Consider the following 13,521-nt stretch of genomic DNA (forward strand, 5'->3'; position numbering starts at 1 on the left):
GCAACTCAAACTCAAAACAAGCCGTCGGTATTGGATGGTTCTCAGCGCAGTTGCATGCGCTACCTTTGGTCTTGGCGCACACGCGCAAAGCTCATGGCCCACCAAGCCTGTGAGTCTGATCGTTCCGTTTCCGGCTGGTGGCGGCACCGATACGTTTGCACGCCCTCTGTCTGCTCAGTTTTCTAAGCTCACTGGCAAGACCATGGTGATTGACAACCGCGGTGGTGCCGGCGGTAACTTGGGTGCAGGCGTTGCAGCCAAAGCACCGGCTGATGGCTACACCTTGTTCATGGGCGCCGTGCATCATTCGATCGCGCCGTCGATGTACCCCAAACTCGACTACGACTTAGAGCGTGACTTTGTGCCTTTGGCCATCGTCGCCAGCGTACCGCACGTGTTGGTGGTCAATCCCAAAAACATTGCAGTGGCTGACTTCAAAGCTTTCATGGAATTGGTTAAAAACAGTCCAGGTAAGTTCAATTACGGCTCAGCGGGCGGCGGTACTTCTCACCATCTGGCGGGTGAGTTGTTCAAGCTCCAAAGCAAAACCTTCATCACACACATTCCATACCGAGGTGCAGGCCCCGCTTTGCAAGACCTGATCGCGGGCAATGTGGACATGATGTTTGATGGTCTGGGCTCTTCGGCCCAACACATCAAAGGCGGACGCATCAAGGCGCTGATGGTGTCGGGCAACAAGCGCAACCCCGCATTTCCTGATGTGCCTTGTGCCGCTGAGCTGGGCTTGCCTGACTACAACGTGAACACATGGTATGGCTTGTGGGCACCCAAGGGCACGCCCGCTGATGTGCAGGCACGTGCCATCGAAGAGGTGCGCAAAGCGAGTGCCTCGGATGAGATCAAAACCAGTTGGGCCAACAGCGGCGCCGATTTTCCAAATTTAACGGGCGCGCAGTTCGGCAGCTTTGTGTCGGCTGAAATTAAAAAGTGGGCGGTTGTGGTGAAAGCTTCAGGCGCCAAGCTTGATTAATTGAAAACAGATGATGAATCACAACCTGTATGCGGCCCTGCGGGCCGGGTTTGCGAAAGCGTTGAACGCAACCGCGATCGAAACTGCCGATGGCTTGCATTACAGCTGGTCTGATCTTGAGCGTGCCAGCGCGATGGTGGCCAACCTGTTGGACTCACTGCACATGCCAAAGGGCTCGCGCGTGGCCGTGCAAGTGGAAAAGTCGGTCGAGGCCCTCATTCTCTACTTAGCCACTTTGCGTGCGGGCTATGTGTTCTTGCCTTTGAACACGGCTTACCAAAGCGCTGAGATGGAATACTTCATCAGCAATGCCGAACCTGCCGTGGTGGTCTGCAGCAGCAACAACTTTGGTTGGGTCAGCAAGATCGCCTTCAAGGCCGGCACACAAAGTGTGTTTACCTTGGACGATGACCGCACGGGTAGTTTGCTTGTGCGTGCTGCGCATTTTTCAGATCAGCACCAAGTGTCGCAAAACAAGGCTGACGATCTGGCCGCTATTTTGTACACCAGTGGTACGACCGGACGAAGCAAAGGCGCGATGCTCTCGCATGGCAACATGCTGAGCAACGCGCAGACCTTGAAGGATTATTGGGGCTGGAAGCCAGATGATGTGTTGATTCACGCCTTGCCCATCTTCCATGTGCATGGTTTGTTTGTGGCCATACACGGCGCTTTGCTCAACGGCAGCAAGATGATTTGGATGTCCAAGTTCGACCCCAAAGGTGTCATCGCCAAAATGCCACACGCCACGGTCTTCATGGGCGTTCCCACCCTGTATGTGCGCATGTTGGATGAGCCGAGTTTGACGAAGGCACAAGCCGCCACTATGCGTTTGTTTGTGGCGGGTTCTGCGCCGCTGTTGCTGGAAACTTTCAACGCTTGGCAAGAGCGCACAGGCCAGACGATCCTCGAGCGCTACGGCATGAGCGAAACCGTCATGCTCACCTCCAACCCTTACGCCGCCGATGCGCGCTACCCCGGCCAAACCGAACGCCGTGGCGGCACGGTGGGGTTCCCGCTGCCCGGCGTGTCGCTGCGTGTGCAAGATGACGCAGGCCAAGCCTTGCCTGTGGGTGAGATCGGCGGCATCCAAGTCAAAGGCCCCAACGTGTTTGGCGGCTACTGGCGCATGCCCGAGAAAACCAAAGAAGAGTTCACCTCAGACGGCTATTTCAAAACCGGAGATGTGGGCAAGGTGGACGAGCGTGGTTACGTGGTCATTGTGGGTCGCAGCAAAGACCTCATCATCAGCGGCGGCTACAACGTCTACCCTGCAGAGATCGAGGGCTACATCAACGACATGGCGGGTGTTGCTGAAAGTGCTTTGGTTGGCGTGCCGCATCCCGACTTTGGTGAAGTGGGCGTGGCGGTTGTCATTGCCAAACCCGGTGCCAAGGTTGATGCTGACACCGTCATTGCCGCACTCAAGTCACAGCTGGCGAACTTCAAAATTCCTAAGAAGTGTTTTGTGGTTGCAGAGTTGCCTCGCAACACCATGGGCAAAGTGCAAAAGAACTTGTTGCGCGACCAGTACAAGGGTTTGTTTTAAAAACTTAGCCGGACAAAGCAGCGGAGTTCACCCGCTGCGTGATGTGCGCCAAGGCCTCATCCACTTGGTCAATCAAGATCAAGCACAAATCGCCTTTTTGTAAACGCGCCATCGCGCGGTCAATCGCCAAAAATTCACCATGAATTTCATCGATGTGCGTTGTCCGCTTGGCCCCCTCCAATCCTTGACGCAAGAGCTTGAGCACCTCGCCATCGACGCGACCGCGTTGACAGGCGTCTTGGTACAACACCACATCGTCAAATGCTTCGCCAATGATGCGCGTTTGTTCACGTATGTCTTCGTCTCGACGGTCTCCCGCCCCGCTGATCACCACGCTGCGACGCTGGGCGGGCAGGTTGGTCACGGCTTGGACCAGCGCTTTGATGGCATCTGGGTTGTGCCCGTAGTCGGCAATCACAGTGGCGCCTTTGTAGTCAAACACATTGAAGCGTCCGGGTACCGCGTTGCTGTCGCTCACAAAGGTAGCCAAGCCTTTGCAAATGGTCTGCCAAGGCACACCAACAGCCCAAGCGGCACCAATCGATGCCATGACATTTTCAATTTGAAAGCCAATCGCACCACCACGCGTGACAGGAATTTCTGACAAAGTAATCCTCACCGAGTGGTTGCCTTGCATGGCTACGATTTGGTCATCATCGACAAACACCACGCGTTTGCCTTGCGCTCGGTGGGTCGCAATGATGGGGTGGTGCGAATCTAAACCAAAGAAGGTGACTTGTCCCGGGCATTTGTTGGCCATGGCCGCGACGATGGGGTCGGTGGCATTGAGCACTGCCGTGCCAGACTCTGCCACGTTTTGCACAATCACGCGCTTTAAGACAGCAAGGTCTTCTACAGTGGAGATGTAATTCAGACCCAGGTGGTCGCCCATGCCAATGTTGGTGACCACCGCCACTTGGCAGCGGTCAAAGGCCAAACCTTCACGTAGCATGCCGCCGCGTGCTGTTTCGAGTACGGCGGCGTCCACATCAGGATGGGCCAACACATTGCGTCCGCTGCGGGGGCCGCTGCAGTCGCCGCTGTCCGTTTGTCGGCCATTCACATAAACGCCATCGGTGTTGGTCATGCCCACGCGCCAACCATTGGCGCGTAGCAGGTGCGATGTCAAGCGCACCGTCGTGGTTTTGCCGTTGGTGCCAGTCACAGCGATCACTGGAATTCGGCCATCGCCACCGTCTGGAAACATGGTGGCTATGACCGCCTCGCCCACATCACGGCCTTTGCCAAAGGATGGGCTCAGGTGCATGCGTAAGCCAGGAGCTGCGTTGACTTCGACCACGCCGCCGCTTTGTTCCTCGAGGGGACTCAGCACGGATTCGCACACCACATCGACGCCGCAAATGTCCAAGCCGACCATTTGCGCCGCAGCAATGGCACGCAGAGCCACTTCTGGATGCACATCATCGGTCACATCTGTGGCCGTTCCGCCAGTGGACAAGTTGGCGTTGTTGCGCAGAATCACGCGAGCACCTTTGGCAGGAACGCTGGTGGCTGTGTAGCCCTGTTCTTGTAGACGCGCAATGGCGATGTCATCAAATTGAATTTTGGTCAGCGAGGTGGCGTGTCCTTCACCGCGGCGTGGATCGGCATTGACGATATTCACAAGTTCGCGCACTGTGTTTTTACCGTTACCAATGACCAGGGGCGGCTCACGTCGCGCTGCAGCAACCAACTTGTTACCGACCACCAACAGGCGGTAGTCGCTGCCGGGCAAGAAGCGTTCAACCAGTACTTCTTGGCGGCAAGCGCGAGCAGCCAAATAGCCCGCTTTCACACCTTCTTGCGTCGTGACGTTCACAGAGATGCCTTTGCCTTGGTTGCCATCTCGAGGTTTGACGACAACCGGTAGGCCGATCTCTTGTGCTGCAGCCCATGCATCATCTGGGCTGCTCACGGGCCGACCCCACGGTATAGGGACACCAGCCGCATGCAGCAAGCGTTTGGTGAGTTCTTTGTCTTGCGCGATGGACTCGGCAATCGCGCTGGTGGAGTCAATTTCAGCTGCTTGAATGCGGCGTTGTTTGCTGCCCCAGCCCAGCTGAACCAAGCTGCCTTCGGTCAAACGGCGGTAGGGGATGCCGCGCGCTATCGCAGCGTTGACGATTGAACCGGTGGATGGGCCTAGGCGAATATCTTCGTCCAGTTCGCGCAGTTGCTCAATGGCAGCGTCCACATCAAAACTGGAGTTGTTGAATGCCGCATGGCAGAGTTCATTGGCCAGTTGGATGGCCATGACCCCCACTTGTTCTTCGGTGTACTCCACGGCAACTTGGAACAAGCCCAGGTCTGTGGTTGCCGTGCTACGGCTGAAGGTGACGGGACAGCCTGCCTCGATTTGCAAATGCAAGGTCGCAGCTTCAAGGGCATGCGCCATGCTGAGTTTGACTTTGTGATCGGTGGGCTGCAGGTTGCCAACGCCAGGAAATAAATTGCGCAATCGGTTTTCAAAGTCAGGATGTTGGCTCAGGTCGATTTCACCTTCAGCACAGGTCACCATGGCCTCTATTGCCGTGTGCCGCGTCCAGAGATTGGGGCCGCGTAGAGCGCGAATGCGAGAGACTTCCATGAACCATTCATCCTTGCAAGGTGTGGGCAACATGTTGGTTTTGTTGCCCGAAATTTTTTAAGCCAGCACGAATCAGCAATGGTGCAATGTCTAGCGACCATGCAGCGGCAACAGCCGCCAGCAGGGTGGAGATGTGCAAGCCGTTTTTGAGCAAGCGGGCAATCAACTCGAGGTCTAAGTGAAACAACTGAGTTTCTTGGTCGCCACGCGCCAAGGTCACATGACCTTCTTTGCAATAAACGCCTCGCCCACCAGATTGCAAGTGGGTCAGCATGGTGGCGTTGTCTTTGGTCTTGGCGTAGAAAAGCACTTCGCCGTCGCTCAATTCGGCCAGTGAGGTCACGGCTTGTTCGTCAGCGTTGAGCACGGCGGCACCTTCGGGTAAAACCAAGTCAATTTGGGTGCGAACCACCGTGCGCATTTGATCGGACGTTTGGATGTCGTGCTTGTCAATTAACGTGGGCGTGGTATCGGGCATGTTGGTCACGATACCGACCAAACAACGGTCGTAAGCCAAGCCTTCGTCCAAGATGAGGGCTGGCGTGGTTTCAAACACCGCAGCATCCAGCGCGCGGTTGATGAGCAAGCGCTCTGAGGCTTCAAAGCCCCGTGAGTCGGTTTTGCCCAAATGCTGTTGGTCCATATAGAGCCCGTCCTTGCAAGCCAAGCCGGTGCGTTTGCCCGAGAGGTGCAGCAGCCAAGCCACCAACTGTGACAGCTCGGTGGTTTGTTGGCTGCCCACAATGCCTACCACGGGGATGCGGCCAGATTCGTTGGGACCAAACAAGTGTTCAACAATGGCTTTGCCCACGGGTCGGGGCTGACCTACCGCGGGTTTGACGTGCATCAGCAAGCCTGGTCCTGCGTTGACTTCGATGATGGCGCCTTTGGTTTCTTCCAAGGGGCGAGAGATGTCTTGGGTGACGATGTCAATGCCCGCAATGTCCAAGCCAATCACACGAGCAGCAAGGGTGGCCACCGCTGCGACGTCTGGATGGACCCAATCAGTCACATCATTGTTCAGATTGCCGTTGCGTTGCACCACCACGATGCGGCCTTGGGTGGGGATGCTTTCGGGCTTTAATCCTTGGCGTTGGATTTCGAGCAGCGACATTTCGCCACGCGGTGTGTTGAGGCGAATCAGGTCAAGCGGAAAGCCTTCTGCAAGACCTCGACGTGGGTCGGTATTGATTTGAGAGTCAATCAGCTGCTCCACGGTGGAGATTCCGTCGCCCGTGATGCAAGCTGTTTCGCCTCGTGTAGCGGCCACCACGCGGTCACCCACAACCAATACGCGGTGCTCGTCGCCGCGCACGTAGCGCTCAATCAGCACCTCACTGCCTTCTTTTTCAGCGGCAGTCCAGGCGGCGCGCACACCCTCTTCGGTATTCACATCGAGTGACACGCCCCAGCCACGGTTGCCGTCAAGGGGTTTGACCACCACGGGCAAACCAATGTCTTGGGCAGCCTCCCAAGCTTCGTCAGCAGTTTTCACAATCTGGCCCTCAGGCACAGGAATGCCGCATTGCGTGAGCAAGCGTTTGGTCAAATCTTTGTCGCTAGAAATACTCTCGGCAATGGCGCTGGTTCGGTCGGTTTCAGCAGTCCAGATGCGGCGCTGTTTGGCGCCATAGCCCAGTTGCACCAAATTCCCTTCGGTCAGGCGTATGAAAGGCGTTTTGCGCTCGACCGCGGCATCCACAATGCAGGCAGTGCTGGGGCCTAGGCAGCGCAAGTCAGCAATCTTTTTCAAACGATCGACGGTGGCCGTGATGTCGAACGCAAGGTTGTTGGCCGCTGCCATCACGATCGCGCGAGCAGCCAAAAAGCTTTCGCGGCCCAGTTCTTCATGCTCGGTACGAAACACCACTTTGTAGATGCCACGTTTGCTGATTTCTCGCGCTTTGCCAAACTCAGCGCGTGCGCCAGCCAAGAGTTGCAACTCGATGGAGACGTGCTCCATGATGTGGCCCATCCAAGTTCCGCCCACCAAGCGGGTCAAAAACCCGCCGCGGTGACCCACGCCGCAGTGATGCTCGACCAGACCAGGGAGCCAGCCATTGATACGGTCGTTGAAGCCGTCAATTTTGTTGGAAGGGTGGTCTTCCATCTCGCCCAAGTCGATCAGCGCTTCGATGATGGGGCGGTAAGTCCAGATATTGGGCCCGCGCAAGTAGTTCATGCGCAGGATTTGGATGTCTTTGAAGGCCATAAAGTAGCGTGTGTTTAAAGCGGGAGTTTGGGTGGCCTAAGCAGGAGAGCGCGCCAAGGCTGCGGCGATACAATCAATTGCAAACGTGCTGGGGTTCAACAAAGTCCTGGCTCCTGCTTTTTTATTTTTATCGCCGTCCGTCGATTTGCATCGATTGAAAGCAGCAACATTCCAATAATGAATTCTTACTTATCGGCTTTTGCCAAAGTTGTTTTGCCTGAGGGCTGGCAATCTTCGGCTTTGGCGCAACTGTCACCTCAAGAAAACGTTCTAGCTTGGCTAGAGGTTGACTTGAACGCCCAATTACATTTTTCGCTAGGGCTACTCATTGTGACAGACCAAAGGGTGCTTTTTGCCTCTCAAGACCTGGGTTCAAACCCTGCTTGGAGCAGTTGGGCGTTGGTGGCAGGCATGAAATTGACGCACACCGACCACGCGGGTGTCGGTACCTTGAGCTTGTTAGATGACAAGCACCGTCTGGCGAGTTGGCGATTTACCTTGACGCACAACGTGACGGCCATGCGTTTGCAAGAAACCTTTGCAGACCGATTGGAAGTGCTGACACACGGCAAATCGATGGCGGCCTCGGTGCAGGCGCGCTGCCCACAATGCAAATTACAGCTGGAGACGGTGGGTGATGATTGTCCCGTGTGCAGTCGTGAACAGCATGCACCTTTGTCGACTTGGGGCTTGTTTCGCCTGTGGCGCTTTGCCCATCCCTACCGTTGGCGCTTGTTGGGCGGGTTCTTTTTGACCTTGGCTTCTACGGCGGCCACTTTGGTGCCGCCTTACTTGACCATGCCGTTGATGGACGATGTGCTGATCCCGTTTCAAAATGGCAAAGACATTGACCATGACCTGGTCTACCTGTATTTGGGGGGCTTGCTGGGTGCGGCCTTGTTGGCATGGGGATTGGGCTGGCTGAAAACCTATATCTTGGCCTTGGTATCCGAACGTATTGGTGCTGATTTGCGCACCACGGCCTACGAGCACTTGATGCGTTTGTCACTCGAATACTTTGGCGGCCGTCGCACGGGTGACTTGATGAACCGTATTGGCGCTGAGACTGACCGCATTTGCGTTTTTTTGTCGCTGCATTTGCTGGACTTTGCCACTGACGTGTTGATGATTGTGATGACGGCTTCGATCCTCATCAGCATCGATCCCAAGTTGGCTGCAGCCACTTTGCTGCCGCTGCCATTCATCGTGTGGTTGATTCACACCGTGCGCGACAAACTGCGCACGGGTTTTGAGAAAATTGACCGTGTGTGGTCAGAGCTCACCAATGTGTTGGCCGACACTATTCCAGGGATTCGTGTGGTCAAAGCTTTTGCCCAAGAAACACGCGAAGCCAATCGCTTTCGCGATGCCAACAAACACAACTTGGCCGTCAACGACCGCATCAACTTTGTGTGGTCGTTATTCTCGCCCACCGTCACGCTGATGACCGAGGTGGGTTTGTTGGTGGTGTGGGGGTTTGGCATTTACTTGGTCTCACATAACCAAATCACCGTGGGTGTGTTGGCTGCATTTTTGGCCTACATAGGGCGTTTCTATACGCGGCTTGATTCCATGAGCCGAATCGTCTCACACACGCAAAAAGCGGCGGCGGGTGCCAAGCGTATTTTTGAAATTTTGGACCACGTCTCCAGTGTGCCTGAGACACTCAATCCACAAAAACTGCCTGTGCCTTTGCAAGGCAACATTGAAATTCAAGATGCGGGTTTTCGTTATGGCAACCGTGCGGTGATTCGCGGCATGAACCTGAGCATCCGCCCCGGCGAGATGATTGGATTGGTGGGCCAAAGCGGCTCGGGCAAGAGCACGCTGGTCAACTTGATTTGCCGCTTTTACGATGTGAGTGAAGGTTCGATCAAGCTCGATGGCATCGACATTCGCAACATTGCCTTATCAGACTTTCGCAGCCACATCGGCATGGTGTTGCAAGAGCCTTTCTTGTTCTTTGGCACGATTGCAGACAACATTGCCTATGGCAAGCCCGACGCCACGCGCGAAGAAATTGTGGCTGCCGCCCGTGCCGCGCACGCGCATGAATTCATCTTGCGCTTGCCACAAGGCTATGACTCTTTGGTGGGTGAGCGCGGCCAGGGCTTGTCGGGCGGCGAGCGTCAGCGCATCTCGATTGCACGTGCTTTGCTCATCAATCCTCGTATCCTCATCTTGGACGAGGCCACCGCTTCGGTGGACACCGAGACCGAGCAAGAAATTCAAAAGGCCCTGGACAACTTGGTGCAAGGCCGCACCACGATTGCCATTGCACACCGTTTGTCTACCCTCAACAAAGCCGATCGTTTGGTGGTGATGGAGCAGGGCGTGGTGGTGGAGGAGGGCGACCATGACACGCTCATGTCTCAACAAGGCGCTTATTTCCGCCTTTATGAAGCCCAAGCGAAAAATGCACAAGACGCCGTGGTACGCGCTTCGACTCAGGAGACTGTATGAGTGCTGCGTTCAGCTTAGCGTTTGATGCCTTTGGCAAACTGGTGGTCACCTTGGCCGACGGCACGCAACATGTGGGCGCTGTGGTGGCGCGTGCGTTCCCCATTGCGTCGCCCACTCAAAGTATCTCGGTGTTGAGTGCCGAAGGCAAAGAGCTGGCTTGGGTGGAGAACCTCAATGACTTGCCAACACAAGCGCGCGAGATCGTGGTGCAAGCTCTGCAAGGTCGCGAGTTCATGCCTGAGATATTGCGTTTGGACGGCGTGAACAGCTTTTCGACGCCCAGTGTGTGGCGCGTGCAGACCAACCGTGGCCCAACGCAGCTGGTACTTAAAGGCGAGGAGGACATTCGACGGTTGAGCGCCAGCCGCCTCATCGTGGCCGATGCCCATGGCGTGCAGTTTTTGATTCGTGACTTGCCCACGCTCGACCGTCACACCCGCAAGCTGCTCGACCGCTTTTTGTGAGCCCGCCAGGGGCGGGCGCGTTTAGTTGAAAAAGCGCTTGAGCTTATCGGCCCAACCCCCCTCGGCAGGTGAGTGCTTGGTGCCACCCTTTTTCAGTGAATCGTCTAACTCCTTGAGCAGCTTGCGTTGATGCTCGGTGAGTTTGACCGGTATTTCCACCGAAATATGGCAGTAAAGATCGCCGGGCAAACTGGAGCGAATGCCCTTCAAGCCCTTGCCGCGTAGTCGGAACTGCTTGTCGCTTTGCGTGCCTTCTGGAATGTCAATCGCTGCTTCGCCTGCCAATGTGGGCACGCGTATTTCGCCACCCAAGGCTGCGGTGGTGATGCTGATGGGTACCGAGCAATGCAAGTCGTCGCCATCACGCTCAAAGATGTCGTGCTTCTTGACGCGAATTTCGATGAACAAGTCGCCTGGTGGGCCGCCATTCGTGCCAGGTTCACCGTTGCCAGTGCTGCGAATGCGCATGCCGTCGTCGATGCCTGCCGGAATTTTGACTTCCAGTGTTTTTTGCTTTTTGATTTTGCCCTGACCATGGCAACTGGGACATGGATCAGAAATGGTTTTGCCACTGCCTCGGCAATGAGGACAGGTTTGTTGTACGCTGAAAAACCCTTGGCGCATTTGCACCTGACCGCTGCCATGACAGGTGCCACAAGTTTTGGCCGATGTGCCGGGCTTGGCGCCGCTGCCATCGCATGGTTCACAGGCGTCCCAGCCTGGAATTTTGAGTTGGGCGTCTTTGCCATTGGCCGCTTCTTCGAGCGTGATTTCCATGGCATAGCTCAGGTCATTGCCGCGGTAGACCTGTCGGCCCGCAGGCCCGCGGCGTTGCTGACCAAAGATGTCACCAAAGATGTCACCAAAGGCCTCACCAAAGCCCGCACCACCAGCCCCAGCGCCAAAGCCGCCGGGTCCACCGCGCATATTGGGATCGACACCTGCGTGGCCGAACTGGTCAAAGGCAGCTCGCTTTTCTGGATCCGACAACATTTCATAGGCCTCTTTGACCTCTTTGAACTGCGCCTCAGCCTCCTTGGCTTTGTCGCCTTGGTTGCGGTCAGGATGGTGCTTCATCGCCAGTTTGCGATAAGCCTTTTTGATCTCATCATCGCTGGCGCCTTTGGCAACCCCGAGGACTTCATAAAAATCGCGTTTGGACATGGTATGGACGGTGCCGTGTTTTGAGGGGCTTGGTTACGACGACGCCGCGTGTTCACCTGGTCAGGTGAAACGCGGCGAGGTCAGATCAGAAGTTGGGAAAGGCTTAGCCTTTTTTGACTTCTTTCACTTCAGCGTCGACCACATTGTCGTCGGCTGGTTTGGCTTCAGGGGCAGAGGCTGCACCACCACCCGCAGCTTGGGCTGCTTGCATGTCGGCGTAGACTTTTTCACCCAATTTTTGCGAGGCAGTCATCAAGATTTCTGTTTTCGCATCAATGAGGGCTTTGTCTTCCCCCGTCAGTGCTTCTTCAACTTCTTTGATCGCCGCTTCAATGGTTTCTTTTTCGCCAGCATCGAGTTTGTCGCCGTGCTCGCCCAAGCTCTTTTTCACGCTGTGCACAGCTGCGTCAGCTTGGTTGCGAGATTGCACGATCTCGAGTTTTTTCTTGTCTTCAGCGGCGTTCAACTCGGCGTCTTTCACCATTTGTTGAATTTCGTCTTCGCTCAAACCAGAGTTGGCCTTGATCGTGATTTTGTTTTCTTTACCAGTGGCTTTGTCCTTGGCCCCCACATGCAAAATACCGTTGGCATCAATGTCAAAAGACACTTCAATTTGAGGGGTGCCGCGAGCTGCAGGTGCGATGCCTTCCAGGTTGAACTCGCCCAAGCTCTTGTTGCCGCTGGCCAATTCGCGCTCGCCTTGGAAGACCTTGATGGTCACGGCGGGTTGGTTGTCATCGGCGGTGGAGAAGGTTTGTGCAAACTTGGTAGGAATGGTTGTGTTCTTGACAATCATTTTGGTCATCACGCCGCCCAAGGTTTCGATGCCCAGCGACAGCGGTGTGACGTCCAGCAACAACACGTCGGTGCGGTCGCCAGACAAGACTTGGCCTTGAATCGCAGCGCCCACAGCCACAGCTTCGTCGGGATTGACGTCGCGGCGAGGCTCTTGGCCAAAGAACTCTTTGACCTTTTCTTGTACCTTGGGCATGCGGCTCATACCCCCGACCAAGATCACGTCGTCGATGTCGCTCACTGACACGCCGGCATCTTTGATGGCGGTGCGACAAGGCGCGATGGTGCGCTCGACCAACTCATCCACCAGTTGCTCCAGCTTGGCGCGGTTGAGCTTGATGTTCAAGTGCTTAGGGCCTGAGGCATCGGCCGTGATGTAGGGCAAGTTAATGTCGGTCGAGGTGGCGGATGACAACTCGATCTTGGCTTTTTCAGCGGCTTCTTTGAGGCGCTGCAGAGCAAGGACGTCTTTGGACAGATCCACGCCAGACTCTTTCTTGAACTCAGCAATGATGAAGTCAATGATGCGTTGGTCAAAGTCCTCGCCGCCCAAAAAGGTGTCGCCGTTGGTGGACAACACTTCAAATTGTTTTTCGCCATCGACGTCGGCGATTTCGATGATGGACACGTCAAACGTGCCGCCACCCAAGTCATACACCGCAATCTTGCGGTCGCCTTTTTCGGTCTTGTCCAAGCCAAATGCCAAAGCGGCGGCAGTGGGCTCGTTGATGATGCGCTTGACATCTAGGCCTGCGATGCGGCCTGCGTCTTTGGTGGCTTGGCGCTGTGCGTCGTTGAAGTAAGCGGGTACGGTGATGACGGCTTCAGTTACTTCTTCGCCGAGGTAGTCTTCGGCGGTTTTTTTCATCTTGCGCAAAATTTCAGCGCTGATTTGGGGCGGAGCCAACTTGTTGCCGCGCACTTCCACCCAAGCGTCGCCGTTGTCGGCTTTGGCGATCGTGTAGGGCATCAAGTCGATGTCTTTTTGAACTTCTTTTTCCGCAAATTTGCGGCCGATCAAACGCTTGACCGCATAAAGTGTGTTGCGGGGGTTGGTCACCGCTTGGCGCTTGGCAGATGCACCCACCAAGATTTCACCGTCTTCTTGGTACGCAATGATGGACGGGGTGGTGCGAGCGCCTTCGGCGTTCTCGATCACTTTGGTTGTGTTGCCTTCCATGATGGCCACGCACGAATTGGTTGTGCCCAAGTCAATACCGATGATTCTTCCCATGATTAACTCCAGTGATTTTCAAAAATTCAGTTAAGGCTTAGTTGTGGATAACTTCGCCAATT

At 55.5% G+C, this 13,521-nt stretch carries 8 protein-coding genes; 4 read left to right on the forward strand and 4 right to left on the reverse strand.

The genetic code is table 11. The features are described 5' to 3' along the window. The first annotated feature begins 34 nt into the window (after positions 1 to 34). Positions 35 to 991, forward strand: a complete 957-nt coding sequence (locus V7Q41_RS03005; protein ID WP_333842829.1) for a Bug family tripartite tricarboxylate transporter substrate binding protein — start codon at positions 35 to 37, stop codon at positions 989 to 991. Between the two features lie 10 nt (positions 992 to 1,001). Beyond that, positions 1,002 to 2,540 carry a malonate--CoA ligase gene (locus V7Q41_RS03010; protein ID WP_333842608.1) on the forward strand — a complete coding sequence of 513 codons (1,539 nt, stop codon included), beginning with the start codon at positions 1,002 to 1,004 and terminating at the stop codon, positions 2,538 to 2,540. Between the two features lie 4 nt (positions 2,541 to 2,544). On the opposite strand, the gene cphA is transcribed toward V7Q41_RS03010, so the two are convergent. Next, positions 2,545 to 5,127 (reverse strand): cyanophycin synthetase, encoded by a 2,583-nt coding sequence (gene cphA, locus V7Q41_RS03015; protein ID WP_333842610.1) that lies wholly within the window; start codon positions 5,125 to 5,127, stop codon positions 2,545 to 2,547. Between the two features lie 7 nt (positions 5,128 to 5,134). Next, positions 5,135 to 7,339, reverse strand: coding sequence for a cyanophycin synthetase (locus V7Q41_RS03020; protein ID WP_333842613.1), 2,205 nt, complete (start codon positions 7,337 to 7,339; stop codon positions 5,135 to 5,137). Between the two features lie 177 nt (positions 7,340 to 7,516). On the opposite strand from V7Q41_RS03020, the gene V7Q41_RS03025 reads away from it, so the two are divergent. Together V7Q41_RS03025 and V7Q41_RS03030 are read left to right on the forward strand one after the other, a co-directional pair. Beyond that, the gene (locus tag V7Q41_RS03025) at positions 7,517 to 9,802 is read left to right on the forward strand and encodes a cyanophycin metabolism-associated ABC transporter (RefSeq protein WP_333842616.1); all 2,286 of its coding nucleotides are present in this window, start codon (positions 7,517 to 7,519) and stop codon (positions 9,800 to 9,802) included. Further along, positions 9,799 to 10,266 (forward strand): cyanophycin metabolism-associated DUF1854 family protein, encoded by a 468-nt coding sequence (locus V7Q41_RS03030; protein WP_333842619.1) that lies wholly within the window; start codon positions 9,799 to 9,801, stop codon positions 10,264 to 10,266. Before V7Q41_RS03025 ends, V7Q41_RS03030 begins: the two co-directional genes overlap by 4 nt. Before the next feature lie 21 nt (positions 10,267 to 10,287). Here the strand turns inward: V7Q41_RS03030 and dnaJ are convergent, their stop codons facing one another. Both dnaJ and dnaK read right to left on the reverse strand, forming a co-directional pair. Next, positions 10,288 to 11,430 carry a molecular chaperone DnaJ gene (dnaJ, locus tag V7Q41_RS03035; protein WP_333842621.1) on the reverse strand — a complete coding sequence of 381 codons (1,143 nt, stop codon included), beginning with the start codon at positions 11,428 to 11,430 and terminating at the stop codon, positions 10,288 to 10,290. Between the two features lie 103 nt (positions 11,431 to 11,533). After that, positions 11,534 to 13,459, reverse strand: a complete 1,926-nt coding sequence (gene dnaK, locus V7Q41_RS03040; RefSeq protein ID WP_333842624.1) for a molecular chaperone DnaK — start codon at positions 13,457 to 13,459, stop codon at positions 11,534 to 11,536. Between the last annotated feature and the right edge of the window lie 62 nt (positions 13,460 to 13,521).

The sequence above is a fragment of the Limnohabitans sp. genome, assembly GCF_036804465.1.
Taxonomy (GTDB): domain Bacteria; phylum Pseudomonadota; class Gammaproteobacteria; order Burkholderiales; family Burkholderiaceae_C; genus Limnohabitans.

What these genes read in the sequence shown, in the direction of transcription:
- V7Q41_RS03030 (WP_333842619.1), top strand. Translation starts at nt 9,799, where the DNA reads ATGAGTGCTGCGTTCAGCTTAGCGTTTGATGCCTTTGGCAAACTGGTG.
- V7Q41_RS03005 (WP_333842829.1), top strand. Translation starts at nt 35, where the DNA reads ATGGTTCTCAGCGCAGTTGCATGCGCTACCTTTGGTCTTGGCGCACAC.
- V7Q41_RS03010 (WP_333842608.1), top strand. Translation starts at nt 1,002, where the DNA reads ATGATGAATCACAACCTGTATGCGGCCCTGCGGGCCGGGTTTGCGAAA.
- cphA (WP_333842610.1), bottom strand. Translation starts at nt 5,127, where the DNA reads ATGGAAGTCTCTCGCATTCGCGCTCTACGCGGCCCCAATCTCTGGACG.
- V7Q41_RS03020 (WP_333842613.1), bottom strand. Translation starts at nt 7,339, where the DNA reads ATGGCCTTCAAAGACATCCAAATCCTGCGCATGAACTACTTGCGCGGG.
- dnaK (WP_333842624.1), bottom strand. Translation starts at nt 13,459, where the DNA reads ATGGGAAGAATCATCGGTATTGACTTGGGCACAACCAATTCGTGCGTG.
- dnaJ (WP_333842621.1), bottom strand. Translation starts at nt 11,430, where the DNA reads ATGTCCAAACGCGATTTTTATGAAGTCCTCGGGGTTGCCAAAGGCGCC.
- V7Q41_RS03025 (WP_333842616.1), top strand. Translation starts at nt 7,517, where the DNA reads ATGAATTCTTACTTATCGGCTTTTGCCAAAGTTGTTTTGCCTGAGGGC.